This window comes from Streptomyces pallidus (ex Mingjun et al. 2026) (assembly GCF_051550185.1).
Lineage (GTDB): Bacteria > Actinomycetota > Actinomycetes > Streptomycetales > Streptomycetaceae > Streptomyces.
In genome coordinates, this window is sequence record NZ_CP196181.1 from 6,010,484 (window position 1) to 6,032,701 (window position 22,218).

Consider the following 22,218-nt stretch of genomic DNA (forward strand, 5'->3'; position numbering starts at 1 on the left):
GAGCCGGCGCGGCCGGGTCAGCGGTACCGCTTCAGCTCCCGGTGGGCCAGCGAGCGCTGGTGCACCTCGTCCGGCCCGTCCGCGAGCCGCAGCGTCCGCGCCGCCGCCCACAGCTCGGCCAGCGGGAAGTCCTGGCTCACCCCGCCCGCACCGTGCAGCTGCACCGCGTCGTCCAGGATGCGCACCACCGCCCGCGGGGTGGCGATCTTGATGGCCTGGATCTCGGTGTGCGCCCCGCGGTTGCCGACCGTGTCCATCAGCCAGGCCGTCTTCAGCACCAGCAGCCGCAGCTGCTCCACCGTGACCCGGGCGTCCGCGATCCAGTTCTGCACGACGCCCTGCGCGGCCAGCTCCTTGCCGAAGGCCGTACGTCCCACCGCGCGCCGGCACATCAGCTCGATCGCCCGCTCCGCCATGCCGATCAGCCGCATGCAGTGGTGGATCCGGCCTGGGCCCAGCCGGGCCTGGGCGATCGCGAAGCCCCCGCCCTCCTCGCCGATCAGGTTCGCGGCCGGCACCCGCGCCCCGTCGAAGACCACCTCGGCGTGTCCGCCGTGGTCGTGGTCCTCGTACCCGTACACGGTCATCGCCCGGCGGACCTCGACGCCCGGGGTGTCGCGCGGGACCAGGACCATCGACTGCTGGCGGCGCGGATCCGCCCCGTCGGGATCGGTCTTGCCCATCACGATGAACACCCGGCAGTCCGGGTTCATCGCGCCCGAGATGAACCACTTGCGCCCGGTGACCACGTACGCGTCCCCGCTCGCGGAGCGCTCGATCCGGGTCTCGATGTTGGTGGCGTCCGAGGAGGCCACCTCGGGCTCCGTCATCGCGAACGCCGACCGGACCTCCCCCTCCAGCAGCGGCTCCAGCCACTGCTTGCGCTGCTGCTCGCTGCCGAACTGGGCGAGCAGCTCCATGTTCCCGGTGTCCGGGGCGGCGCAGTTCGTCGCCGTCGGGGCCAGGTGCGGGCTACGGCCGGTGATCTCGGCGAGCGGGGCGTACTGCAGGTTGGTCAGGCCGGCGCCGTAGCGCGCGTCGGGCAGGAAGAGGTTCCACAGGCCGCGGCGGCGCGCCTCGGCCTTCAGCTCCGCGAACACGGCCGGGGTGTCCCAGGGCGAGGCCAGCCGCGCACGTTGCTCGGCGGCGACGGGCTCCGCCGGGTACACGTACTCCTCCATGAACGCGAGGAGCCGCTCGCGGAGTTCCTGGGTCCGGGCGTCGAATGCGAAATCCATGGCGGGGTGCCTCAGCCTTCCTGGAGGGTGTGCAGACCGTGCTCGATGAAGACCGGGACCAGTTCGCCGATCCGGTCGAATCCCTCGCCCACCGTCTGCCCGAGGGTCCAGCGGTAGTGGATGCCCTCCAGGATCACGGCGAGCTTGAACCAGGCGAAGGCCGTGTACCAGGCGACCGCCCCGGTGTCCCGGCCGGAGCGGGCGGCGTACCGCTCGATCAGTTCGGCCGGCGCCGGGTGGCCCGGAGCGGCGCTCGTCGTGCTGACGGGCGAGTCGGCGAGCCCCAGGTCGGAGCTGTACATCACGAGCAGCCCGAGGTCGGTCAGCGGGTCGCCGAGGGTGGACATCTCCCAGTCCAGCACCGCCCGGACGGTGTCCTCCGGCCCGCCGACCAGCACGTTGTCGAGCCGGTAGTCCCCGTGCACGACGGTGGCGGCGGGGGAGGGGGGCAGGGCCCGGCCGAGCGCCCCGTGCAGCTCGTCGATGCCGGCGAGATCCCGGCCGCGGGAGGCCGCGAGCTGCTTGGCCCAGCGGCGCAGCTGCCGGTCCAGGAAGCCCTCGGGCCGGCCGAAGTCGCCGAGGCCTACCTCCCGCGGGTCCACCGCGTGCAGCTCGACCAGGGTGTCCACCAGGCCCAGCACCACCCGCCGGGTGCGCTCGGACCCCAGCGCGGCCAGCTTCCCGGCGGTGCGGTAGGGGACCCCGTCCACGAACTCCATGACGTAGAACGGCGCCCCGAGCACCGACTCGTCCTCGCACAGCAGGAGGGGCTCGGGCACCGGGACGGCCGTGCCGTGCAGTGCCTCGATGACCCGGTGCTCGCGGCGCATGTCGTGGGCCGTGGCCAGGACGTGGCCGAGCGGCGGGCGGCGCACCACCCATCGGGCGGCCCCGTCGGTGACCTCGTACGTGAGGTTCGACCGGCCGCCTTCGATCAGCCGACCGCGCAGCGGCCCGGCCAGGAGCCCCGGGCGCACGCGGTCCAGATGGCCGCGCAGCCGCTCCAGGTCGAGGCCCCGGGGGCCGCCGGCCGGGTCGGGGGCTGAGGTCATGGTGCACACCTCCGTACGGAAGTTGACGGTGACGGAGCCATCATGCCGACCAGTCGGTATGTCGTCCAGTGCGCGCGACCCCGGGCACGGGCCAGGGGCGCCCCGAGTCCCGCGCCCGGGTCGCAGGCCTCGGGTCCCGGGTCCCCGGCCCCGGGTACCGGGCTCAGGCGTGGCAGAGGATGGGCTGCCCGCCGTTCATCACCGTCATGTCCCTCAGCACCGCCGCGATGTCCAGCGGCGCGCCCTCCGGCCGTCCCGCCAGCTCCGCGTACGCCCGGTGCAGGTTCGCCACCAGCCGCTCGCTCTCCCGCCAGGCCGCGAACTCCCCGAGGTCCGCCGCCCGCGCCACCTCGAGCGGCTCCAGCCCCTTGGCCTCGCCCTCCCGGGCGAGCTCGGCCACGTACCGCAGGTAGCGCTCGGTGGAGTCGTACGCCGACGGGTCGGTCAGCGGCCCGTGCCCCGGGACGACGGTCTCGGCGTCCAGGGAGCGCAGCAGCTCCAGCGCCCGCAGCGAACCGGCCAGCGAGCCCATGGCCAGGAACGGGGTGCCCCCGGAGAAGATCAGGTCGCCGGTGAAGACGACCCGCTGCCGGGGCAGCCAGACGATCGAGTCCCCGGTCGTGTGCGCCACGCCCGGGTGGACGACCTGCACCTCGGTGGCGCCGAGGTGCAGGGTCATCCGGTCGTTGTAGGTGAGGTCGGGCGGGGTGATGTCGATCGCGCCGAAGTCGGTCGCCGGCCAGATCATCTCCAACTGGTGCCCGGCGGCGAGCTGCTCGGCGCGGGCGCTGTCGTGCCCGACGATCAGGGCCTCCGGGGCGAACACGCCGTTGCCGTAGGTGTGGTCGCCGTGGTGGTGGGTGTTGACGACGGTCCGCGGCAGCGGCACCCCGGCCGCGGCGACCGCCTCGCGCAGGGCCACCGCCCTGCGCTCGGTGGCGGCGGTGTCGACGAGCAGCGTCCGCCCGCCGTCGCTGACGAAGCCGGCGTTGTTGAGGCACCAGCCGCCGTCCGGCTGGACGTAGGCGTACACCCCGTCCGCGGGCTGGACGACGTAGGGCTGCTCGGCGGTCATCTGCACTCTCCCCGGGTTGCTGCGACAGGTGATCGGCATCCTGCCAGCCGGGGCCGCTCCCGCGGGAGAGGGGGCGGGTCAGTGGTCGTCGTAGTGGCCGTCGTGCGCGGCGTGCCGGTGGCCGTCGTGCAGGTAGTCCAGGTGGTCGCCGTGCCGGACGGAGTCGTGGCCGCAGCCCTCGCCGTGCGTGTGCGCGTGGCCCTCGTGCCGGGTGTGGGCGGTCGTCTCGCACTCGTCCCAGTGGCCGTCGTGTTCGCGGTGCAGGTGGCCGTCGTGGGCGTAGTCCACGTGGTCGCCGTGCGCGACCTGCATGTGCCCGCAGTCGGGGCCGTGCGCGTGGTCGTGCTCGTGCTCGTGCGTGGTGTGTTCCTGGTGCAGGATCGTCATGGCGCAGAGGCTAGTGCGCTACCTCCCGGTTTGCCCGTTGCGTACCGGGTGGCGGGGACAGGTCACACGATCCGACGGTCCGATCGGCCGATGAACGCCCCGTCGCTCAGCGGGTGACCGACCCCGCCGCTCAGAGGATGACCGCCACCGCGAACACCGCCAGCGCCACCGCGCACCCCACCGCCGCCAGCGCGGCCCGCGCCCCGAGCGCCGCCGGCCGGACCACGGCCAGCTCCCGGATCCGCCGGTGCGCGACCCACAGGAACAGCAGCCACACCAGCGCGATCACCGCGGCCCCGGCCAGCTCCGTCGAGGCGCCCGAGCCGCGCAGCGCCTGCCGCAGCGCCAGCACCGCCACCACCGAGCAGGACAGCGTCGTACGCCGCCAGGCCAGCCGGGTCCGCTCCGGCTGGAGCCCCGCGTCCCGGCCGCCGGCCGCCGCGGACGGACCCGTCACCGCGTCACCCCCTCTCCGTCCAGCCGAGCAGCACGACCACCACCATCGCCGCCGCGACCAGCCCCACCCCCAGGCCCAGCAGCACCGGGAACCGGGACAACGGCAGGTCCTCGCCGCGCCGCATGGCCCGCTCGCAGCGCGCCCAGTGGTTCACCGCCCGCAGCGCGCAGGCCACGCCCACCCCCAGCAGGGCCAGCGCCATCCCGACGCGCACGCCCCAGCGCAGGTCCGGCAGGAACTGGTCCACCGCGAAACCACCGCCCACCAGCGCGAGGGAGGTGCGGATCCAGGCCAGGAAGGTCCGCTCGTTGGCCAGGGAGAAGCGGTAGTCGGGCGTCTCGCCCTCGTCCTGCAGCCGCTGCGGAGCGAACCAGAGCCGGAGGTCCTTGCCGAAGTCGATCACCCGGCCAATCTACGTCCCGGCCTGCGTCCCGGTCTGCTTCCGGGCCGCACGGAAGGCCCGCAGCCGCCGGTACGCCTCCAGCCCGTCCGGCACGAAGGGCCACTCGCCGCCGTCGACCCGGGCCTCCAGCTCCTCCTCGGACAGCCAGGCGTGCCAGGCCACCTCGGACTCCTGCGGCCGCACCGGCAGCTCGCAGCGCACCTCGTGCACGTACGACCACCACGCCCCGCCCGGACCCTCGTACAGGAACTTGAACAGCGGTTCCGGCTGCGCCAGCCCGGACACCCCCAGCTCCTCCTCGGCCTCCCGCAGCGCGGCGGAGGCGTAGTCCTCGCCGGCGCCGAGCACCCCGCCCACGAACATGTCGTAGTGCGAGGGGAACACCAGCTTCGACGCGGTCCGCCGGTGCACGAACACCCGCCCCGCCGCATCCGTGGCCAGCGCGAACACGCACCGGTGGATCAGCCCGCGCGCGTACACCTCGCCCCGCGGCGCCCGCCCGGTCACCCGGTCCTCGCGGTCCACCACGTCCAGCACTTCATCAGCAGCACTCACGGGGTTCATCCAACCACCGCCATTGACGGGTTACCGCTCCGTAGCCAAGGATCTGCCCCACCAGCGACCGGAGGACGACTTCACATGACGTACGACGCAGACGTGATCGTGATCGGGGCCGGGCTCGCGGGCCTCGTGGCCACCGCCGAACTCGTCGACGCGGGACGCACGGTGATCCTGCTCGACCAGGAGCCCGAGCAGTCCCTCGGCGGCCAGGCGCACTGGTCCTTCGGCGGCCTGTTCTTCGTGAACTCGCCCGAACAGCGCCGGATGCGGATCAAGGACAGCCGCGCCCTCGCCCTCCAGGACTGGCTCGGCACCGCCGGATTCGACCGGCCGGAGGACACCTGGCCCCGCCGCTGGGCCGAGGCGTACGTCGACTTCGCCGCCGGCGAGAAGCGGCCCTGGCTGCACGCGCAGGGCGTCCGCTTCTTCCCCGTGGTCGGCTGGGCCGAACGGGGCGGCTACGGCGCCCTCGGGCACGGCAACTCCGTACCCCGTTTCCACATCACCTGGGGCACCGGCCCCGGCCTGGTCGAACCCTTCGCCCGGCGGGTCCGCTCCGGGGCCGACCGGGGCCTGGTCCGGCTGGGCTTCCGCCACCGCGTCACCGGGCTGTCCCGGACCGCGGGCGCCCTGGACACCGTGACCGGCGAGCTCCTGGAGCCGTCCGCCGCCGAACGCGGCACCGCGAGCAGCCGCAAGGTCGTCGGCACCTTCTCGCTGCGCGCCCAGGCCTTGATCGTGGCCAGCGGTGGCATCGGCGGCAACCACGACCTCGTGCGCAAGCAGTGGCCCGCCCGGCTCGGCACCCCGCCGCAGCGGATGCTCTCGGGGGTTCCGGCGCACGTGGACGGGCTGATGCTGGGCATCGCCGAGGACGCCGGCGCCCACCACGTCAACGGCGACCGGATGTGGCACTACACCGAGGGCATCGAGAACTGGAACCCGGTCTGGGCCCGCCACGGCATCCGCATCCTGCCCGGCCCCTCCTCGCTCTGGCTGGACGCCACCGGCAGCCGGCTGCCCGTACCGCTCTTCCCCGGCTTCGACACCCTGGGCACCCTCGACCACATCATGCGGACCGGCCACGACCACACCTGGTTCGTGCTCAACCGGCGCATCATCGGCAAGGAGTTCGGCCTCTCCGGCTCCGAGCAGAACCCCGACCTCACCGGCAGGTCCGTGCGGGACGTCGTCGACCGCGCCCGGCAGGCGGTGCCGGCGCCGGTACAGGCGTTCATGGACCGCGGCGCGGACTTCGTCGTCGAACGCGACCTGTCCGCCCTGGTCCGCGGCATGAACGCGGTCACCGGGGAGGACCTGCTCGACGAGGCGACCGTCCGCCGGGAGATCGAGGCGCGGGACCGGGAGATCGCCAACCCCTTCACCAAGGACCTCCAGGTCACCGCCATCCGGGGCGCCCGCAAGTACCTCGGCGACAGGCTGATCCGCACCGCCGCCCCGCACCGGATCCTGGACCCGGCGGCCGGCCCGCTGATCGCCGTACGGCTGTCCGTCCTGACCCGCAAGTCCCTCGGCGGGCTGGAGACCGACCTGTCCTCCCGGGTGCTCACCGAGTCCGGCGACCCGCTGCCCGGCCTGTACGCCGCCGGTGAGGCGGCCGGCTTCGGGGGCGGCGGGGTGCACGGCTACCGGGCGCTGGAGGGCACGTTCCTCGGCGGCTGCATCTTCTCGGGCCGCGCGGCCGGCCGGGCCGCGGCGACGGCCGTGGGCTGAGCGGCGGGGCCGTGCCGTTTCAGCCGATCCGCTCGACGATCCGGAACCGCTCCGCGATCACAAGGGTGTCGTCGTCGACCGTGTAGTCCGGATCGCCGAGCGCCTCCCGGATCGGGTCGCTGTGCCAGAAGCGCTCGTGCGAGGCGCGCCATTCGGCCACCGACGCGTACCCCTCGCCCTCGTCCAGCGCGTGCTGGAGGTCCACGTCGGCGAGCCGCACCACCCGCACCTCCGTGACCTCCACCACCGCCACCGCCCGCTCGTCCGAGTCCACCAGCACGCTCCGGTCGCCCGGCTCGGGCAGCGGCTCGCCCTCGGCCTCGTACTCCGGCAGCAGGCCCGTCGTGGCGGTCTTCGCGCCGCTCAGCGCGGCCGCCACCAGCGCGTCCCGCAGCGGCCCCGGGAAACCCAGCGGATAAGGAGGAAGGTCTTCGTAGGTCGTCATGCGCCCACCCTACGACCTGCCCCGACACCCACCCCGAAGCCGAACGGCAACCTCAACTCTGCGCCAGTCAGCACCAGTTGAAACGCGCCACGCAGTGGACTGGACCTTGACTCGGAGCTGTACCTACCGGTTTGCTGTGCGTGATCATCCCGTGTCGCGCCCGCGGCCCCCGTCGTTCCCGTTCCCGTCGTACGTGCCGAACCGTCCGCCCGCGCCCGTGTCCCTGGAGGGAAAACCGCGGATGTCCCCGCCTCCGCCGCCCCTCGGCCGCGCCCGCAAGCGGGAGGCCCAGCTCTTCGACCCGGCCCTGTGCGACACCGAGCTCGTCGACGTCCGCACCCAGTTCACCCAGGGCCGGTGGGCCAGGGCCCGCGCCCTGCTGGCCGGCACGGCGGACGACTGGGACCGCCGCGGCCACCGGATCGTCGTCCTCGCCGAGACCCCGGCCGCGAGCGCCTGGGCCGACGAGTGGCTGCTCGCCGAACCCGACAGCGCCGACGCCGCCACCCTCCTCGCCTGCGCCGCCGTCTTCACCGCACTGCGCCGCAAGGGCACCCCGGAGGCCGCCGAGGAGGCCTGCCACCGGGCCGCCGCCCTGCTGCCCGCCGACCCCACCCCCTGGCTCGGCCTGCTCATGCTGTCCCGCGCCTTCGGCTCCCAGGAGGAGTTCAGCCGCCACTTCGACCAGGTCCGGGCCCGGCACCGGGAGCACCACCACGCCCACCACCTGATGGTCGCCCGCCTCGCGGAGCACGCCCCCTCCTCCGGCCAGGACCCGCTCCACGAGGTGTACGACTTCGCCGCCTGGGCCGCCGAGGAGTCCCCGGCCGACTCCCCGCTCGCCGTCCTCCCGGTCATCGCCCACGCCGAGCGCTACCGCGTCCTCGCCGCCGCCCACGGCCGCACCCCCGACGGCGCCGCCGCCCACTGGTCCAGCCGCCGCGCCCGACAGGTGCTGCGCGCCGCCTTCGACTGGTGGCTGGAGTGGGAGCGCGAGGACCACCCCCGCAACCGGGTCGACCTCAACTTCCTCGCCCACGCCAAGCTGTGCGAGGGCCGCCCCGCCGAGGCCGCCGCCCTCTTCCACCGCATCGGCAGCCACGCCACCCGCGCCCCCTGGTCCTACCCCGACCTCGACCCCCGCAAGGCGTTCCTCGCCGCCCGCAACGCCGCCCTCGGCACCTGACGGCGGGCCGCCGACGCACCACCCCCCGTACCGCTCGACCTCCTTCCCCCGAAAGGACACCCCCCATGGCGACGGGCAGACCCACCACGCTCGGCACCCCGCCCGGCACCGCCGAGATCCGCACGTACAAGGGCCAGGAGCGGGCCCTGCGCGCCAACCGCCTCGGCACGGCCGGCCTGCTGCTCTCCGTACTGGCGGCCAGCGCCCCCCTGATGGTGGTCGCCGGGGTGATGCCCACCACCTTCGGCGTGATGGGCATCGTCGGGCAGCCCCTGCTGTTCGTCATCCTCGGCATCGTGCTCGCCCTCTTCGGCGTCGGCTACGCCGAGATGAGCCGCCACGTCCACAACGCCGGCGCCTTCTACGCGTACATCGCCCGCGGCCTCGGCCCCACCGCCGGCGCGGGCGCCTCACTGGTCGCCCTCGTCGCGTACAGCGCCATGCAGGTCGGCGTCTACGGCATCCTCGGCTTCGAGATGTCCGGCCTGTTCGCCACCTACCTCAAGACCGACGTCGCCTGGTGGATCCCCGCCCTGGCCGCCGTCGCCGTCACCGGCGCGCTCGGCTGGCTCAAGATCGACCTGAACGCGCGGGTCCTCGGCGTCCTGCTCCTCATCGAGTGCGCCCTCGTCGTCGTCTTCGACGTCGCAGCCCTCGCCGACCCCGGCCCGCAGGGCCTGTCCCTGCACGCCTTCAACCCGGCCACGCTCGGCGGCGCCGGCCTCGGCACCGCCCTGTGCTTCTGCATCGCCGCGTTCGTCGGCTTCGAGCAGTCCCCGGTCTACGCCGAGGAGACCAGCAAGCCGCACCTCGTCGTCTCCCGCGTGATGTTCCTCGCCGTCGGCTTCGTCGCCCTCTTCTTCGCGCTCAGCGCCTGGGCCCTCACCGTCGCCACCGGCCCCGCCGAGGTCGTGAGGACCGCCGCGGAGGCAGGCCCCGGCCTGCTGTTCCAGCTCACCGAGGAACGCCTCGGCGCCGGCTTCACCGACGTCCTGCACGTCCTGTTCGTGACCGGCATGTTCGCGGCGATGCTCAGCTTCCACAACGTCGTCGCCCGCTACGCCTTCGCCATGGGCCGCGAGGGCCTCCTCCCCGCCGCGTTCGGGCGCACCAACCCGGGCACCGGCGCCCCCGCCACCGGCTCCCTGCTCCAGACCGCCGTCGCCGCCGTCGTCGTCCTCGCGTTCGCCGTCACCGACGACAAGCCGGACGGCGACCCCACCGCGCCCGTGCTGCACCTGTTCACCTGGATGGGCAGCGTCGGCGCCCTCGGCGTGACACTTCTCATGGCCACGGCCTCCGTCGCCGTCATCGCCTTCTTCGTCCGCCGCGGCACCGCCGCCGCCCAGCTCTGGCGGCTCCTGGCCGCCGGAGCCGCCGGCCTCGCCCTCCTCGGCATCGCCGTGTACACCGTCAAGGACTTCGGGGTCCTGGTCGGCGCCGGGGAGGGCTCGGTGCTCAGCTGGGTGCTGCCCGGCATCATCGGCGCCGCCGCCGTGGGCGGCCTGCTGTACGGGCTCGTGCTGCGCAGCCGGAAGCCCGAGGTGCACGCCCGGATCGGTCTGGGGAACGAGGCCTTCCGGCTCGACCAGGCCGCGGAGGCCGCCCCGCGCGACTGACCGCCCCGCATGACGGACCGCACGACTGACCGCGCGAAGGACCGGTCGGTCGCAGGCGACGGGACCGGTCCGACAGACCCCCCCCCGCCCTCGCTTTCACCCCGTACGAGGCCCCCGACACCTGTTTCCAAGGTCGTCGGGGGCCTCTGTACTAGGGGGCGGGTTTTGGCCATGGCCGGGGCTCATGGTCTCCTATGGCGACAAAAACCACCGGACCCCCGCACAGGTGACACCACCCAGCTCCCCTGCACGGCGGCCCGGACCTGCCTGTCCCACCCACGAAGGCGAAGTCCCACATGAGTGACCGCACATTGACCGAGGCCCCCGCCTCGGCCACCGCCTCCCACGTCGACGCAGGTGACGAGGGTTACAGCAAGGACCTCAAGTCCCGCCACATCAACATGATCGCCATCGGCGGGGCGATAGGCACCGGCCTCTTCCTCGGCGCCGGCGGCCGGCTCGCCGGCGCGGGCCCCTCCCTCGCGATCGCGTACGCGGTGTGCGGCATCTTCGCCTTCTTCGTCGTACGGGCCCTCGGCGAGCTCGTCCTCTACCGCCCCTCCTCCGGCGCGTTCGTCTCGTACGCGCGCGAGTTCATGGGGGAGAAGGGCGCTTACACGGCCGGCTGGCTGTACTTCCTGAACTGGTCCACGACCACTGTGGCCGACATCACGGCCGCCGCCACCTACGCGCACTTCTGGTCGATGTTCACCAGCATCCCGCAGTGGGTCCTGGCCCTGATCGCCCTCGCCGTGGTCCTCACCGCGAACCTGATCTCGGTGAAGTACTTCGGCGAGATGGAGTTCTGGTTCTCCCTCATCAAGGTCGCCGCCCTGGCGATCTTCCTGGTCGTCGCCATCTACCTGGTCGCCACCAGCCACGACATCGGCGGCCACACCCCGGGCCTGTCCACCATCACCGACAACGGCGGCATCTTCCCCTCCGGCGTCCTCCCGATGCTCCTCGTGGTCCAGGGTGTGGTCTTCGCCTACGCCTCCGTCGAGCTCTGCGGCGTCGCCGCCGGCGAGACCGAGAACCCCGAGAAGATCATGCCGAAGGCGATCAACTCGATCATGTGGCGCGTCGGCCTCTTCTACGTCGGCTCCGTCGTGCTGCTCGCGATGCTGCTCCCGTACACCGAGTACTCCTCGGACCAGAGCCCCTTCGTCACCGTCTTCGACAAGCTCGGCATCCCCGGCACCGCCGGCATCATGAACCTCGTCGTGCTGACCGCGGCCCTCTCCAGCCTGAACTCCGGCCTGTACTCCACCGGCCGCATCCTGCGCTCGATGGCCATGTCCGGTTCCGCCCCGAAGTTCACCGCCCGCATGAACAAGGGCAAGGTGCCCTACGGCGGCGTCCTGTTCACCGCCGCCTTCGGCCTCGCCGGCGTCGGCCTGAACTACCTCATGCCGAAGGACGCCTTCGAGCTCGTCCTGAACTTCGCCTCGCTCGGCATCCTCGGCACCTGGGCGATGGTCATGATCTGCTCGCTGTTCTTCTGGCGCCGCTCGCAGCAGGGCCTGGTCGAGCGCCCGCACTACCGGCTCCCCTGGGCCCCGTACACCCAGATCATCACCCTGGTCTTCCTCGCCTCGGTGCTGGTCCTGATGTGGTGTGACGGCGGCGTGGGCCGCACCACGGTCCTGTGCGTCCCGGTCATCGCCGCCCTGTTCGTCGGCGGCTGGTACCTGGTCCGCCGCCGGGTGGCGGAGATCGCCGCCCGCCGCTGACGCCCCGAACGACGAAGGACCCCCTGCCGGCCCGGCAGGGGGTCCTTCGTCGTCCTCGCGGGTCTCCGCGGGTCCCGCGGGGTCCACGCCCCGCCGAGGACCCGGCTCAGGCCTTCTTCACCACGCCGGACTTCAGCTGCATGGCGCCGAAGCCCTCGATGCGGCAGTCGATGTCGTGGCCGTCGACGCCGTCCACGAGGCGGATGTTGCGCACCTTGGTGCCGGCCTTGATCCCGGAGGCGCTCCCCTTCACCTTGAGCGCCTTGACGACGGTGACGGTGTCCCCGTCCTGCAGGACGTTGCCGACGGAGTCCCGGACGACCCGCTCACCGGCCGCGTCCGCGTCGGAGGCCCCCTCCTCGGCGGGGACCCACTCGTGGCCGCACTCGGGGCAGACCACGAGCGCGTTCATCTCATAGGTGTACACGCAAGAGCATTTCGGGCAAGGGGGAAGATTCTCGATCACACCCCCAGCGTAGTCCCGCCCCAGCGGCGGTGCCGCTTCGGGGAGGAGTCGGGAGCGGGCCGCGATGGCCGTCGGCTCCTCGGCACTGGTCCGACCAGAGGCGTTCGGTCGTGGCCACCGGGTTGGCCGCGTGCAGCCGGAGAAACAGAAAGACCCCAGATCGACTGGGGTCTCCGCTGGTGTCCGAGGGGGGACTTGAACCCCCACGCCCGATAAAGGGCACTAGCACCTCAAGCTAGCGCGTCTGCCATTCCGCCACCCGGACTAGGTGTCTGTCTCGCGGCCCTTGGCCGTTCCGACGTGGAAAACATTACCAAACATTCCGGGGTGCTCGATCACCCCCCTCGCGGCCGGGGATCGCCCTTGGGCGGAGCGGGTCGAAGCGGGAGGATGGGGAGGCAGTCGGACCGACCAGTGGGAGGAAGCAGCGTGAGCCAGTCGAGCGCGGGCAGGACCGTCTCCGGCGAGGACGAGGTCGTCGACCTCTGCAGGGACCTCATCCGGATCGACACCAGCAACTACGGGGACCACTCCGGTCCCGGCGAGCGCCAGGCCGCCGAGTGGGTCGCCGAGAAGCTCGCCGAGGTCGGGCTGGAGCCGCAGATCTTCGAGTCCCACAAGGGGAGGGCCTCGACCGTCGCCCGCATCGAGGGCGAGGACCCCTCCCGTCCCGCCCTGCTCATCCACGGCCACACCGACGTGGTCCCGGCGAACGCCGCCGACTGGACGTACGACCCGTTCTCCGGCGAGATCGCCGACGGGTGCGTGTGGGGCCGCGGCGCCGTCGACATGAAGGACATGGACGCGATGACGCTGGCCGTCGTCCGCGACCGGCTGCGCAGCGGCCGCAAGCCGCCGAGGGACATCGTGCTGGCCTTCCTCGCCGACGAGGAGGCGGGCGGCCTGTACGGGGCGCGGTACCTCGTGGACAAGCACCCCGGGCTCTTCGAGGGGGTCACCGAGGCCATCGGCGAGGTGGGCGGCTTCTCCTTCACCGTCAACGAGAACCTGCGGCTGTACCTCGTGGAGACCGCCCAGAAGGGCATGCACTGGATGCGGCTCACCGTCGAGGGCACGGCGGGCCACGGCTCGATGACCAACAACGACAACGCGATCACGGAGCTGTGCGAGGCCGTGGGGCGGCTCGGCCGCCACCAGTGGCCGGTGCGCGTCACCAAGACCGTGCGGTCCTTCCTGGACGAGCTCTCGGACGCGCTGGGCACCCCCCTCGACCCCGACGACATGGACGCCACCCTCGCCAAGCTGGGCGGCATCGCCAAGATGGTCGGGGCCACGCTGCGGAACTCGGCCGCGCCGACCATGCTGGGCGCCGGCTACAAGGTGAACGTGATCCCCGGCCAGGCCACCGCCCACGTGGACGGCCGCTTCCTGCCCGGCTACGAGGACGAGTTCTTCGCCGACCTCGACCGGATCCTCGGCCCGCGCGTCAAGCGGGAGGACGTGCACGGCGACAAGGCCCTGGAGACCGACTTCGACGGCCGGCTCGTGGACGCCATGCAGGGCGCCCTCAAGGCGGAGGACCCGATCGCCCGCGCGGTCCCGTACATGCTCTCCGGCGGCACCGACGCCAAGTCCTTCGACGACCTCGGCATCCGCTGCTTCGGCTTCGCGCCGCTGCAGCTGCCGCCGGAGCTGGACTTCGCGGGCATGTTCCACGGAGTGGACGAGCGGGTGCCGGTGGACGGGCTGAAGTTCGGCGTACGGGTGCTCGACCGGTTCATCGACAACTGCTGAGAATCGCGAAGGTGTGCGCATTCCACTGAGAAGAGTGAATGCGCTCATACGCTCGTAGCCCCGGTGATCCCTCCTCGTTACAGGTGGTGCGGTCCGCGGCTGGGACCGCATTGCCTACTAGGAGGAACAATGCTCAAGAAGGTTGTGGCCGCTGCTGCCGCCACCGGTGGTCTGGTTCTCGCGGGTGCGGGTCTGGCCGTGGCCGACGCGGGCGCCCAGGGTGCGGCCATCGGCTCCCCCGGTGTCCTGTCCGGCAACGTCGTCCAGGTCCCGGTCCACATCCCGGTGAACATCTGCGGCAACACCATCGACGGTGTCGGCCTGCTGAACCCGGCCTTCGGCAACACCTGCGTCAACGCCTGACGTACCTGAAGTCTTTGGGCCCCGGAACGCATTCCAGCGTTCCGGGGCCGCCGGGCTTCAGGGCCCGGCCGTTCGTTTTTCAGCTGGGGGAACACACAGATGCGACGACAAGCAGCGGTCACCAGGAAGACCCTGATCACCATGGCGGCGGCAGGGGGCGTGCTCGCGCTGGGCGGGGGATACGCGCACGCGGACTCCGGCGCGGCCGGCCGTGCGGCGAACTCCCCGGGCGTCCTGTCCGGGAACAACGTCCAGGCGCCCGTGGACGTCCCGGTGAACGCCTGCGGGAACACGGTCACGGTCGTCGGGGGCCTCAACCCGGCCTTCGGTAACCGCTGTTCCAACGAAGCGGCGAAGCCGGGCAAGCCGAGCAAGCCGAGCAAGCCGGGCCAGCCCGGCGGCCACTCGGGGAACCCCGGTCACCCCGGGTATCCCGGCCAGCCCGGTCACCCCGGACACCCGGGGCAGCCCGGCGGGCCGGACGGGCCGTGCGACGAGGGCGAGCACCCGGGCACCCCGCCGGGTACGCCCGGCACCCCCGGGCAGCCGGGTCAGCCCGGTACTCCGGGTCAGCCTGGCACCCCGGGTCAGCCCGGTACTCCGGGTCAGCCTGGCACCCCGGGTCAGCCCGGTACTCCGGGTCAGCCTGGCACCCCGGGTCAGCCCGGTACTCCGGGTCAGCCTGGCACTCCGGGTCAGCCCGGTACTCCGGGTCAGCCCGGTCAGCCCGGTACCCCGGCGCAGCCCGGCACTCCGGGTACGCCCGGGCAGCCGGGTACTCCGGCGCAGCCCGGTACGCCCGGTACGCCCGGTACCCCGGGGACCGGGGTCGGGGTCGCGGCCGCCCGGCAGGCCGGGCTCGCGGCGACCGGTGCCGGTGACGTCCTCGGCGTGGGGCTTCCGCTCGCCGCCGGGACGCTCCTGGCCGGCGCCCTGCTCTACCGGCGCGCCCGCACCACGGCCTGACGGGCCCTCACGACGCGGGCCCCGCACCCCGGGGCCCGCGTCACCAGGTGGCGCGGACCTGACGGATGATCCGCCGTCGCAGCCGCACGCGCCGGCTGCCGTCCCGGTGGAGGGTCAGCCGGTCGAGCTCCCAGTGCCCGTACTCGGCATGGTCGGTCAGCAGTCGGGTCGCCTCGCTGCGGGGAACCCCGCGGGGCACGTACACGTCGACAAATTCGTATTCCGGCATCGCATCTATTGTGCGGGCACGGCCCCGCTACGGATAGCGTCTGCACTATGTCTGATGCCGCTCTGCCCACTGTTGCCGAGGTACGCGCCGCCGCCGAGGCGGTCAAGGCCGCCATCGACCGTCACCTCGCCGCGGTCGAGAGCAGGATCGGGGACGAGGACCCGGCCGTCTACGCCGCATTCAACGAACTCGCCGCCGCCGCCGAGGAGTACGACGAACTGCTCTACGACCGGTACGACGAGGTCACGCCGTTCGAGATCCCCACGCCCGAGGACGGAGCCCCGTACCGCGGCCCGGCGGAGCCCGCCGCGTTCAGCGTGCTCATCCGCCGCGACTACACCGTCGCCAAGCCCGCGCGGCTGATCGCCCAGGCCGACCGGGTCGCGGCGCACGACAGGGAGGCGGAACTCGTCCATGACGGCGGCACCGCCGGAGCGCTCGGCGTCCTCTTCGGGGAGTACGAGCCCGACGAAATCGCGTCGCGGGCCAAGGACTTCGGCCTGGAGGAGGGTGACTCGACGCTCTGGGTCGCCGCCTCGCGCGAGGCCGCGGAGCCGGGGGAATGGCTGGGCTCGCCCTTCCAGAACACCGATCCGCAGGACGTGCTGCACCGCTTCGACGTCAGTTCCGTCTTCGACGACGAGGACGCGGACGAGGAGGCGGACGAGGACGACGAGGCGGCGGAGCCCGGCTTCGCCCCCGCCTGATCCGTCCCGAGGCCGGAACGCGACGCGGCCCCCGCCCGGGCAGGGCGGGGGCCGCGCTCGTCCGCTCGGACAGCCGCTACTCCGGCTGCTCCCCGGCGGCCGCCGCCAACGTCCGCAGCAGCCCGGCCAGCCGGGTCGTGCGCGGCTTCGGCAGCACCTCCGCGACGGCGCGCGGCAGCGCCTGGTCGACACCGTGCACCACCGACAGGTGCCGCTCGGCCCGGCCGAACGCCGTGTACACCCAGTCCCGCGACAGCGCCGGCGCCGCATCACCCGGCAGCACGGCGACCACGGCCGGCCAGCGCATGCCGACGGCCTGGTGCGCCGTCACCGCCCAGCCGTGCCGCACCAGCGCCGCCACCTGCTCCTTCGGTACGACGATCCGCCCGCCCGCGGTCTCCAGGTGCAGGCCCTGCGCGTCCGCCGAGACCACCCGGCCCGGAACGGCCCGGCCCGGCGAGGGCACGTGGACGATCCGGTCGCCGGGGTCGAAGCCGTCGAACCGGGCCGGGCCCGGGTTCAGCCGCTCCTTCAGCGCCGCGTTCAGCGCCCGGGTGCCCGCCGGGCCGCCATGGCCCGGGGTGATCACCTGGATGCCGTCCGCGGCGATCCCGAAGGCCCGCGGCACGGACTCCGCCACCAGCTGCACGGTGCGGTGCACCGCCTCCCCGGCGTCGCGCACGGGGACGATGACGACCTCCTTGCCGGGGGCCTCGACCTGGTTGAGCTCACCGATCCCGATGCCCGAGACCAGTTCGCCGAGCGGGCCCGGATCCGGGATGCGGGAGACCACCTGCGGGCAGGCGCGGGCCGCCAGCACGTCGGCGAACACCCGCCCCGGGCCCGCCGACCCGAGCACCGCCGGGTCCCCGGACAGCACCAGCCGGGCCCCGTCCGGCACCGACTCCACCAGCTCGGCGGCGCTCTCCACGTCCAGCTGCGGCGCGTCCAGCACCACGAGCAGGTCCAGCGCGAACTGCCCGTCCGCGTCCCGCTCCGGCCCCTCGGTCCCGGCCAGCAGCCCGGCCACGGTGACGGCACCCTGCGCGGTCGCCGGCGCGGACGCGTGCGCCGGCGCGTGCGCGGCCAGGCAGGTGCGCAGGCCCAGCTTCCCGGCGGCCTCCAGCAGGGCCAGCGGCTCGGCGCGGGCCGCCTCGCCGCCGGTGTGGACGACCAGGCCGTGCGCGGCGACCGCGCGGATCAGGTCGGCGCCCGTGCCGGTGGCGGCCTCCTGCCAGGCGGCGGCGTCCCCGACGCCGGTGAAGGTGCCGGCCAGCCGGGCCAGGCCGTCGGCCAGGCTCTCCTCGGCCAGCGCGTACGCCTCCAGGCCCATCAGCACCCGTACGGGCTGCTCCTCGCCCTCCGCGCCCTCCTCGCCGTCCGCGACGGGCGCGCCCAGCGGCTCGTGGAACACCAGGACCAGGCCCTCGGCGACGGCCTGCTCCAGGGCCTCGGCCGGCTGCGGAACGCCGTACTGGGCCAGCGCCGACTCCAGGGTGGGCGCCTCCAGGGCGGTGTGCCCCTTGACGGCGGCCTGCTCCAGCAGCCAGCCGACGAGGGCGGCGGCGCGCCGCTCGTCGCCCGGGCCCGCGGCGGGGCCCAGCAGGGCCCGGGCGAAGGAGTCCGCCTGGGTCGGGCGGATCCCCGCCAGGGCCAGCAGCCGCCAGGGGTTCTCCACGAGCTCTTCGGCGGCCGTCTCGCCGAGGGCGGAGGCGGCCGGGGCGGCGAGCTGCTCGGGGGCGCCGCCGCGGGCCAGGACGGCCCGTACGGCCTCGACGCTCGCCGCGGGAGGGGCGGCGGGGGCCGCCGCGGCCGCCGGGCGGGGGCGGGGCGGGGTCGCCGGCGAGGGGGCCGGGGCCGGGGCGGGCCTGCGCGGGGCGGTCGGGGCCTCGTCGAAGTAGCGGGGGGAGGGCTTCTCCCCGCTCTCCACGGCCCGTACGGCGGCCAGCAGGTCGGCGGCCGTGCCGCTCAGCTTGGCGCCTGCCTCGACCGGGGCCTGGCGCTGCGCCTTGCGGCGGGCGATGCGGTCGCGCTCCACGCGCTGGGCGGCGAGTTCGGCCTGGGCCTCGCTCAGCTGCGGGGCCGCGGCGTCGCCTTCGGCGGTGGGGGTGGGCTCGGGCCCTGCGGGGCCCTCCCCCTCCCCGCCCCTTTCGGAAAGCGTGGGCTCCGCAGCCGGCCCCCCGGCGCCGCCGGCCGCGTCGGCCTCCGTGCCGTCGGAGCGGCTCTCGGCCTCCGCGGGCTCGTCCCCGGCTTCGGCGGAGCCGTCCCCGGTGCCGGCGGTGGCGGCAGCCTCCGCGGGTCCGGAGCTGCTGTCCGGCTCTGCCGTGTCGTCGCCGGCGCCGGCCGGTGCGGCGGGGCCGTCCTCCGGGTCTGCGGTGCCGGCACCGGTGTCGGTGTCGGCCGGGGCGGCGGCGGGCTCCGCGGCCTCCGCGGTGGCGGCCTCGGGCACGGGGGCGTCGTCCCCGGCTTCGGCGCCCGCGTCGGCCGCGGCGACGCCCGGGGCTTCGGGGGAGGGGGGCGCTGTGGCCGCCGTCGGCGGCTCGCCGGGGGCCGGGCCCGGGGCGCCGGCCGCCGCGGCGGCGGGTCCGGTGGCCTTCGGGGCCTCGCCCTGCGGGCCGGGGGAGGCCGGCTCGGCGGCGTGGCGGTCCGTACTCACAGCGTGCTCCAGTCCTGGTCGGGGTAGCGGTGCACCGGGGCCGACACGTCGTCCAGTGCCCGGCGGATCTCCTCCGGAAGACTAAGCGCCTCCACCGACAGCGCCTCCGCCAGCTGTGCGGCCGTCCGCGCGCCGACGACCGGTGCGGCCACCCCCGGCCGGTCCCGCACCCACGCCAGCGCCACCTGGAGCGGTGTCACCGCCAGCCCCTGGGCGGCCGTCCTGACCGCGTCCACGATCCGCCCGGCCGCCTCGTCCAGGTACGGCTCCACGAAGGCGCCCATGGTGGGCGACGCGCCCCGGGAGTCCGCAGGGACCCCGTCCCGGTACTTGCCCGTCAGCACCCCGCGGCCCAGCGGTGACGACGGCAGCAGGCCGACCCCCAGGTCCAGCGCCGCCGGCAGCACCTCCCGTTCCACACCGCGCTGCAGCAGCGAGTACTCCATCTGGGTGCTGGCCAGCCGGGTCCGGCCCGCGCCCGACGCGGCCAGCTGCCAGGTGGCCGCCTTCGCCAGCTGCCAGCCGCTGAACTCCGACACCCCCGCGTAGCGGGCCCGCCCGCTGCTCACGGCCAGGTCCAGCGCCTGCAGGGTCTCCTCCAGCGGGGTCGCCGGGTCGAAGGCGTGGAGCTGCCACAGGTCCACGTAGTCGGTGCCCAGCCGGGCCAGCGAGTCGTCCAGGGCGGCCAGCAGGTGCCCGCGCGAGCCGTCGAAGCGCCGGTCCGGGTCCGCGACACCGCCCGCCTTGGTGGCGATGACCAGCTCCCGGCGCGGCACCAGCCCGCCGACGAGCTGCCCGAGCAGGTACTCCGCCTCGCCGCCGCCGTACACGTCGGCCGTGTCGACGAGGGTGCCGCCCGCGTCCCAGAAGGCTTTCAACTGCTCGGCGGCGCCCGCCTCGTCCGGCCCGTCCGCCGACCGGCCCCAGGTCAGGGTGCCGAGGCCGATCCGGGACACGCGCAGGCCGGTGCGGCCGAGATGCCTCTGCTCCATGACCGCTGAGACTACTGGGACGCTGACGTGGCGGACCCGGGCGCGCTACAGTCCCTGCTCACAACGACGTTACTGATCGGTAAACCGGTAAGGGGACGACACATGCGGCTCGGCATCAATCTCGGCTACTGGGGCGCCGGCATGGACGCGGACAACCTCGCCGTGGCCCAGGAGGCGGACCGCCTCGGCTACGACGTGTGCTGGGCCGCCGAGGCCTACGGCTCCGACGCGCCGACCGTGCTCTCCTGGGTCGCCGCCCAGACCGAGCGCATCGACGTCGGCTCCGCGATCATGCAGATCCCGGCCCGCCAGCCCGCGATGACCGCCATGACGGCCGCCACCCTGGACTCGCTCACCAAGGGCCGGTTCCGGCTCGGCCTCGGCGTCTCCGGCCCCCAGGTCTCCGAGGGCTGGTACGGCGTGAAGTTCGACAAGCCCCTCGCCCGGACCCGCGAGTACGTGGAGATCGTCCGCCGGGCGATGACCCGCGAGCGCCTCTCCTACGAGGGCGAGCACTGGACCCTGCCGCTGCCGGGCGGCCCCGGCAAGCCCATCAAGCTGACCGTGCACCCGGAGCGCGAGCGCATCCCGCTCTACATCGCCGCCATCGGCCCGAAGAACCTGGAGCAGACCGGCGAGATCGCCGACGGCGCCCTGCTGATCTTCCCGGCGGCCGAGCACCTGGAGGCCACCGCCCTCACCCACATCCGGGCCGGGCGCGAGAAGGCCGGGCTGACCATGGACGGCTTCGACGTCTGCCCGACCGTGCCGCTGGCCGTCGGCGAGGACGTGACCGCCCTCGCGGACATGTTCCGCCCGTACACCGCCCTGTACGTGGGTGGCATGGGCAGCCGCAAGCAGAACTTCTACAACCAGCTCGCCCAGCGCATGGGCTACGAGAAGGAGGCCGCCGAGATCCAGGACAAGTACCTGGCGGGCGACAAGACGGGCGCCGCCGCGGCCGTCCCCCACTCCCTGATCGACTCCACCACCCTGCTCGGCTCCGTGGAGCGCATCGCGGACGGCATGCGGGCCTACGCCGAGGCCGGGGTCACCACCCTGACGCTCGCCCCGGCCGGGTTCACCCTGGACGAGCGGATCACGGCCCTGCGTGCCGGCACGGAGGCCCTGGAGCGGGCCGGCCTCGCCTGATCCCGGAGGCGCCCGGGCCCGACCGCCGGGGGGCGGCCCGGGCCCGGGCGTGACGCCTGCGGCCGTGGTGGGGGCTCGGGGGGTCTTCCCCGCCACGGCCGACACAGTCAACAACGCGCGCGGCGTCCGCCGGGTTACGCCCCCGGTTCACCCCCGTGCGTCGTTCATTCGGCCGAGTAGTGCGACCCATCGGTTGCCCGCCCGCGGGATCGGCCGTTGACTCGATGCATGCTCTCTGCCCGCAGCATCTTCCAGGAGATCGTCGACAACGACGACTCCTTCCAGCTGTTCTGCTCCATCGCCGCCAGCGGGGAGACCCAGGGCGGTTGGGAGAACGCCCGGATCGCGGCCCTGGTGCCCGCCAGCATGCGCGACCTCGCCCCCAAGATCACCCGGCACGGCGCCGACGAGGACAAGCACGGCCGCATCTTCCAGGCGCTGCTGCGCCGGCGCGGCCTGCCCGCCGTCCCGGTACCGCCCGAGACCGACTACACGATGCTGCTGGAGCGGCGCGGCATCGGCCTCGCCCACACCAGGCTGCGGGCCGAGCAGCGGCTGACGGAGGAGGACATCGTCGTCTACCTCGCGCACAGCCGGGTCACCGAACAGCGCGCCGCCGACCAGATGGACATGCTCGTCCGGCACTTCGGGGACCACCCGACGGTCGGCAAGGCCATCCGCATGATCAGCCACGACGAGGACAACCACCTGTCCTACTGCCACGAGGAACTCCTCCGCCTCGCCCGCCAGGGACACGGCAGGACCATCCAGCGGGTGCTGCGCGAGAGCGCCCTCGCCGAGATCGCCGTCTACCGGGACGTGAGCCTCGCCGTCATGGCGCACATGGGCCGGCTGCTGCGCTGGCCCGCCCCCAAGTCGGCCGCGCTCGCCGCCGGGATCCACGGGATGTACGCGTACGAGCGGTTCGCAGGCTGGCACCGCATGATCAGCCTGCGCCCGCCCGAGCGGCGCGACGCCCTCGGCAGCACGCCCCCGCCCGTCACCGCCCCCGAGTACGCGTAGGGCGCGGCCCGCCCCGCCG

General features: G+C 73.8%; 22 protein-coding genes and 1 tRNA gene. 10 read left to right on the plus strand and 13 right to left on the minus strand.

Annotation, left to right across the window (positions count from 1 at the left end; translation table 11 throughout):
• Positions 1-17 precede the first annotated feature (17 nt).
• The 7 genes from ACSHWO_RS26610 to ACSHWO_RS26640 all read right to left on the minus strand — a co-directional run bounded on the left by ACSHWO_RS26610 (position 18) and on the right by ACSHWO_RS26640 (position 5,176).
• Positions 18-1,238 (minus strand): acyl-CoA dehydrogenase family protein, encoded by a 1,221-nt coding sequence (locus tag ACSHWO_RS26610; protein ID WP_361095890.1) that lies wholly within the window; start codon positions 1,236-1,238, stop codon positions 18-20.
• An 11-nt stretch (positions 1,239-1,249) separates the two neighbouring features.
• Positions 1,250-2,290, minus strand: a complete 1,041-nt coding sequence (locus ACSHWO_RS26615) for a phosphotransferase family protein (protein ID WP_438315617.1) — start codon at positions 2,288-2,290, stop codon at positions 1,250-1,252.
• A 163-nt stretch (positions 2,291-2,453) separates the two neighbouring features.
• A complete protein-coding gene (locus ACSHWO_RS26620) occupies positions 2,454-3,365 on the minus strand; it encodes an MBL fold metallo-hydrolase (RefSeq protein WP_361095896.1) in 912 nt (303 codons plus the stop codon).
• 78 nt (positions 3,366-3,443) lie between these two features.
• A complete protein-coding gene (locus ACSHWO_RS26625) occupies positions 3,444-3,752 on the minus strand; it encodes a hypothetical protein (RefSeq protein ID WP_438315621.1) in 309 nt (102 codons plus the stop codon).
• Between the two features lie 130 nt (positions 3,753-3,882).
• A complete protein-coding gene (locus ACSHWO_RS26630) occupies positions 3,883-4,209 on the minus strand; it encodes a DUF202 domain-containing protein (protein ID WP_438315624.1) in 327 nt (108 codons plus the stop codon).
• Between the two features lie 4 nt (positions 4,210-4,213).
• Positions 4,214-4,612, minus strand: a complete 399-nt coding sequence (locus tag ACSHWO_RS26635) for a YidH family protein (RefSeq protein WP_438315627.1) — start codon at positions 4,610-4,612, stop codon at positions 4,214-4,216.
• A gap of 9 nt (positions 4,613-4,621) precedes the next feature.
• Positions 4,622-5,176, minus strand: a complete 555-nt coding sequence (locus ACSHWO_RS26640; RefSeq protein WP_438315630.1) for an NUDIX hydrolase — start codon at positions 5,174-5,176, stop codon at positions 4,622-4,624.
• 75 nt (positions 5,177-5,251) lie between these two features.
• On the opposite strand from ACSHWO_RS26640, the gene ACSHWO_RS26645 reads away from it, so the two are divergent.
• The gene (locus tag ACSHWO_RS26645; RefSeq protein ID WP_438315633.1) at positions 5,252-6,907 is read left to right on the plus strand and encodes an FAD-binding dehydrogenase; all 1,656 of its coding nucleotides are present in this window, start codon (positions 5,252-5,254) and stop codon (positions 6,905-6,907) included.
• Between the two features lie 19 nt (positions 6,908-6,926).
• On the opposite strand, the gene ACSHWO_RS26650 is transcribed toward ACSHWO_RS26645, so the two are convergent.
• On the minus strand, positions 6,927-7,352 hold the full coding sequence (locus tag ACSHWO_RS26650) for an ASCH domain-containing protein (protein WP_438315636.1): 426 nt from the start codon (positions 7,350-7,352) through the stop codon (positions 6,927-6,929).
• A 241-nt stretch (positions 7,353-7,593) separates the two neighbouring features.
• Here ACSHWO_RS26650 and ACSHWO_RS26655 point away from each other — a divergent pair, with 241 nt between their 5' ends.
• The 3 genes from ACSHWO_RS26655 (at position 7,594) to ACSHWO_RS26665 (ending at position 11,890) form a co-directional block, all read left to right on the plus strand.
• A complete protein-coding gene (locus tag ACSHWO_RS26655) occupies positions 7,594-8,538 on the plus strand; it encodes a hypothetical protein (protein ID WP_385836899.1) in 945 nt (314 codons plus the stop codon).
• Between the two features lie 65 nt (positions 8,539-8,603).
• Entirely contained in the window at positions 8,604-10,157 is a 1,554-nt protein-coding gene (locus ACSHWO_RS26660) for an APC family permease (protein ID WP_438315640.1), read from the plus strand.
• Positions 10,158-10,453: 296 nt separating this feature from the next.
• Positions 10,454-11,890: an amino acid permease gene (locus ACSHWO_RS26665; RefSeq protein WP_438315643.1), complete on the plus strand. Its 1,437-nt coding sequence runs from the start codon at positions 10,454-10,456 to the stop codon at positions 11,888-11,890.
• A gap of 106 nt (positions 11,891-11,996) precedes the next feature.
• Here ACSHWO_RS26665 and ACSHWO_RS26670 read toward each other — a convergent pair whose 3' ends face one another.
• Together ACSHWO_RS26670 and ACSHWO_RS26675 are read right to left on the minus strand one after the other, a co-directional pair.
• On the minus strand, positions 11,997-12,356 hold the full coding sequence (locus ACSHWO_RS26670) for a zinc ribbon domain-containing protein YjdM (RefSeq protein WP_385836877.1): 360 nt from the start codon (positions 12,354-12,356) through the stop codon (positions 11,997-11,999).
• Positions 12,357-12,533: 177 nt separating this feature from the next.
• A tRNA-Leu gene (locus ACSHWO_RS26675) sits at positions 12,534-12,621 on the minus strand.
• Between the two features lie 164 nt (positions 12,622-12,785).
• Here ACSHWO_RS26675 and ACSHWO_RS26680 point away from each other — a divergent pair.
• From ACSHWO_RS26680 to ACSHWO_RS26690, 3 genes are all read left to right on the plus strand, one after another.
• On the plus strand, positions 12,786-14,111 hold the full coding sequence (locus tag ACSHWO_RS26680) for a M20/M25/M40 family metallo-hydrolase (protein ID WP_361095928.1): 1,326 nt from the start codon (positions 12,786-12,788) through the stop codon (positions 14,109-14,111).
• A 129-nt stretch (positions 14,112-14,240) separates the two neighbouring features.
• Complete coding sequence (gene chpH / locus ACSHWO_RS26685) at positions 14,241-14,474, plus strand: chaplin ChpH (protein WP_361095931.1); 234 nt, start codon at positions 14,241-14,243, stop codon at positions 14,472-14,474.
• Between the two features lie 141 nt (positions 14,475-14,615).
• Complete coding sequence (locus ACSHWO_RS26690; protein ID WP_438319282.1) at positions 14,616-15,440, plus strand: chaplin; 825 nt, start codon at positions 14,616-14,618, stop codon at positions 15,438-15,440.
• 40 nt (positions 15,441-15,480) lie between these two features.
• On the opposite strand, the gene ACSHWO_RS26695 is transcribed toward ACSHWO_RS26690, so the two are convergent.
• Positions 15,481-15,669: a DUF5703 family protein gene (locus ACSHWO_RS26695; RefSeq protein WP_360622827.1), complete on the minus strand. Its 189-nt coding sequence runs from the start codon at positions 15,667-15,669 to the stop codon at positions 15,481-15,483.
• A 47-nt stretch (positions 15,670-15,716) separates the two neighbouring features.
• On the opposite strand from ACSHWO_RS26695, the gene ACSHWO_RS26700 reads away from it, so the two are divergent.
• Positions 15,717-16,376 (plus strand): hypothetical protein, encoded by a 660-nt coding sequence (locus ACSHWO_RS26700; RefSeq protein WP_438315648.1) that lies wholly within the window; start codon positions 15,717-15,719, stop codon positions 16,374-16,376.
• A gap of 76 nt (positions 16,377-16,452) precedes the next feature.
• Here ACSHWO_RS26700 and ACSHWO_RS26705 read toward each other — a convergent pair whose 3' ends face one another.
• Positions 16,453-19,032 (minus strand): helix-hairpin-helix domain-containing protein, encoded by a 2,580-nt coding sequence (locus ACSHWO_RS26705; RefSeq protein WP_438315651.1) that lies wholly within the window; start codon positions 19,030-19,032, stop codon positions 16,453-16,455.
• Entirely contained in the window at positions 19,029-20,024 is a 996-nt protein-coding gene (locus ACSHWO_RS26710) for an aldo/keto reductase (protein ID WP_438315654.1), read from the minus strand. Before ACSHWO_RS26710 ends, ACSHWO_RS26705 begins: the two co-directional genes overlap by 4 nt.
• A 102-nt stretch (positions 20,025-20,126) precedes the next feature.
• On the opposite strand from ACSHWO_RS26710, the gene ACSHWO_RS26715 reads away from it, so the two are divergent.
• Positions 20,127-21,176 carry an LLM class F420-dependent oxidoreductase gene (locus ACSHWO_RS26715; RefSeq protein WP_361095946.1) on the plus strand — a complete coding sequence of 350 codons (1,050 nt, stop codon included), beginning with the start codon at positions 20,127-20,129 and terminating at the stop codon, positions 21,174-21,176.
• Between the two features lie 228 nt (positions 21,177-21,404).
• The gene (locus ACSHWO_RS26720; RefSeq protein WP_385836830.1) at positions 21,405-22,199 is read left to right on the plus strand and encodes a ferritin-like domain-containing protein; all 795 of its coding nucleotides are present in this window, start codon (positions 21,405-21,407) and stop codon (positions 22,197-22,199) included.
• The last annotated feature ends 19 nt before the right edge of the window (positions 22,200-22,218 follow it).

Bases quoted from the DNA above. Each gene is read 5' to 3' on its own strand.
- ACSHWO_RS26710 (WP_438315654.1), bottom strand. From the start codon at position 20,024: ATGGAGCAGAGGCATCTCGGCCGCACCGGCCTGCGCGTGTCCCGGATC.
- ACSHWO_RS26700 (WP_438315648.1), top strand. From the start codon at position 15,717: ATGTCTGATGCCGCTCTGCCCACTGTTGCCGAGGTACGCGCCGCCGCC.
- ACSHWO_RS26620 (WP_361095896.1), bottom strand. From the start codon at position 3,365: ATGACCGCCGAGCAGCCCTACGTCGTCCAGCCCGCGGACGGGGTGTAC.
- ACSHWO_RS26640 (WP_438315630.1), bottom strand. From the start codon at position 5,176: ATGAACCCCGTGAGTGCTGCTGATGAAGTGCTGGACGTGGTGGACCGC.
- ACSHWO_RS26650 (WP_438315636.1), bottom strand. From the start codon at position 7,352: ATGACGACCTACGAAGACCTTCCTCCTTATCCGCTGGGTTTCCCGGGG.
- ACSHWO_RS26690 (WP_438319282.1), top strand. From the start codon at position 14,616: ATGGCGGCGGCAGGGGGCGTGCTCGCGCTGGGCGGGGGATACGCGCAC.
- chpH (WP_361095931.1), top strand. From the start codon at position 14,241: ATGCTCAAGAAGGTTGTGGCCGCTGCTGCCGCCACCGGTGGTCTGGTT.
- ACSHWO_RS26625 (WP_438315621.1), bottom strand. From the start codon at position 3,752: ATGACGATCCTGCACCAGGAACACACCACGCACGAGCACGAGCACGAC.
- ACSHWO_RS26660 (WP_438315640.1), top strand. From the start codon at position 8,604: ATGGCGACGGGCAGACCCACCACGCTCGGCACCCCGCCCGGCACCGCC.
- ACSHWO_RS26655 (WP_385836899.1), top strand. From the start codon at position 7,594: ATGTCCCCGCCTCCGCCGCCCCTCGGCCGCGCCCGCAAGCGGGAGGCC.
- ACSHWO_RS26610 (WP_361095890.1), bottom strand. From the start codon at position 1,238: ATGGATTTCGCATTCGACGCCCGGACCCAGGAACTCCGCGAGCGGCTC.
- ACSHWO_RS26720 (WP_385836830.1), top strand. From the start codon at position 21,405: ATGCTCTCTGCCCGCAGCATCTTCCAGGAGATCGTCGACAACGACGAC.
- ACSHWO_RS26715 (WP_361095946.1), top strand. From the start codon at position 20,127: ATGCGGCTCGGCATCAATCTCGGCTACTGGGGCGCCGGCATGGACGCG.
- ACSHWO_RS26665 (WP_438315643.1), top strand. From the start codon at position 10,454: ATGAGTGACCGCACATTGACCGAGGCCCCCGCCTCGGCCACCGCCTCC.
- ACSHWO_RS26615 (WP_438315617.1), bottom strand. From the start codon at position 2,290: ATGACCTCAGCCCCCGACCCGGCCGGCGGCCCCCGGGGCCTCGACCTG.
- ACSHWO_RS26695 (WP_360622827.1), bottom strand. From the start codon at position 15,669: ATGCCGGAATACGAATTTGTCGACGTGTACGTGCCCCGCGGGGTTCCC.
- ACSHWO_RS26645 (WP_438315633.1), top strand. From the start codon at position 5,252: ATGACGTACGACGCAGACGTGATCGTGATCGGGGCCGGGCTCGCGGGC.